Here is a 1,413-nt window from a genome sequence, read left to right as displayed (position 1 = left end):
GAAGCGCGGCAACGTGTGGAGCTGACGAATACTAATCGGTCGAGGGCTTAACCTATACAATTTAACTCACACTTTACGCAAGTTTCGTATCTAGTTTTCAGGGAATGATAAATTCCTAGAGATATATAGCTTGGAGAGATACCCAAGTGGCTATAAGGGGACCCTCTGCTAAGGGGTTAGACTGCGTAAGTGGTGCGAGGGTTCGAATCCCTCTCTCTCCGCCAGTTCCAACTATATATATCTTGTATGGCGGCGTAGCTCAGCTGGCTAGAGCGTACGGTTCATACCCGTAAGGTCGGGGGTTCGAGCCCCTCCGCCGCTACCATACACAACCCAGTAGGAGGCTTAGCTCAGCTGGGAGAGCATCTGCCTTACAAGCAGAGGGTCGGCGGTTCGATCCCGTCAGCCTCCACCATCATTATATGCCGTTGTAGCTCAATTGGTAGAGCAACTGACTTGTAATCAGTAGGTTGGGGGTTCAAGTCCTCTCGACGGCACCATTTCACTTCAAAGAGTGAAAGTCAACGACTGAGCTTCCATTTGATTTTCGGAGATTTAGTTATTTCTTAATGCGGAGCCGTGGTGTAGAGGCCTAACATGCCTGCCTGTCACGCAGGAGACCGCGGGTTCGAATCCCGTCGGCTCCGCCACCTATTATTTTTTTTGCCCAAATGGGACAAACTATAGTTGCATACATAAGGCTCGGTAGCTCAGTCGGTAGAGCAGAGGACTGAAAATCCTCGTGTCGGCGGTTCGATTCCGTCCCGAGCCATTTGAGATGGTTGCGCTGCAATGGTATGCGGCGCAGGTATCTCTAATCTGGAGGCTTAGCGAAGTGGCCAAACGCAGCAGACTGTAAATCTGTTCTCTGACGAGTTCGGTGGTTCGAATCCATCAGCCTCCACCATTACCTTAATAAGAGCCATTAGCTCAGTTGGTAGAGCACCTGACTTTTAATCAGGGTGTCGTAGGTTCGAGTCCTACATGGCTCACTTTTCAACAATCAAGCTGACCCTCGGGGTCTTTTTTTATTACAAAAAGCATCTGCCTGTAAAGGGGGTGCTTTTTGTCATTACAAGAGACAAGGGAAAGGTCAGAGTGACCGCACAACTACCCGACTCTGACTTTTCCGTATGAAAACCTAAACGTGCAGCTTTTTAGCTCGTTTGATATGCCGGTAGCGCAACATTCCTGCTATTGTGGCAGGCTTTTCACCGAGCATAGGGGTTGAGGTTCATTTTTCTTGAGAACGAAGAAAACCTGCAAAAATACATGAATTTGCGTCCTTTGATCACTGGCCACAAAGAATTCCTGCAAAAACCCCATGACGTCGTGGACGTCACCCCACAGAATGAAAATAATTCAGGTCTACAGCTCCAGTTTCAAGCTTGAAAAGCGTAAGAACTGGAAACG

General features: G+C 48.5%; 8 tRNA genes. All 8 read left to right on the top strand.

Annotation, left to right across the window (positions count from 1 at the left end):
• The first annotated feature begins 132 nt into the window (after nt 1–132).
• Nucleotides 133–224 (top strand) — tRNA-Ser (locus AC6RNO_RS36595).
• Between the two features lie 24 nt (nt 225–248).
• Nucleotides 249–325, top strand: a tRNA-Met gene (locus AC6RNO_RS36590).
• A 14-nt stretch (nt 326–339) separates the two neighbouring features.
• Nucleotides 340–415 (top strand) — tRNA-Val (locus tag AC6RNO_RS36585).
• A gap of 9 nt (nt 416–424) precedes the next feature.
• A tRNA-Thr gene (locus AC6RNO_RS36580) sits at nt 425–500 on the top strand.
• Nucleotides 501–573: 73 nt separating this feature from the next.
• A tRNA-Asp gene (locus tag AC6RNO_RS36575) sits at nt 574–650 on the top strand.
• Nucleotides 651–699: 49 nt separating this feature from the next.
• A tRNA-Phe gene (locus AC6RNO_RS36570) sits at nt 700–772 on the top strand.
• Between the two features lie 49 nt (nt 773–821).
• Nucleotides 822–907 (top strand) — tRNA-Tyr (locus tag AC6RNO_RS36565).
• A gap of 12 nt (nt 908–919) precedes the next feature.
• Nucleotides 920–992: transfer RNA gene (locus AC6RNO_RS36560), tRNA-Lys, on the top strand.
• The last annotated feature ends 421 nt before the right edge of the window (nt 993–1,413 follow it).

This window comes from Paenibacillus sp. sgz302190 (genome assembly GCF_059820445.1).
Note: the sequence above shows the minus strand (reverse complement) of the source record. Positions and strands in the feature narration are given on the sequence as shown.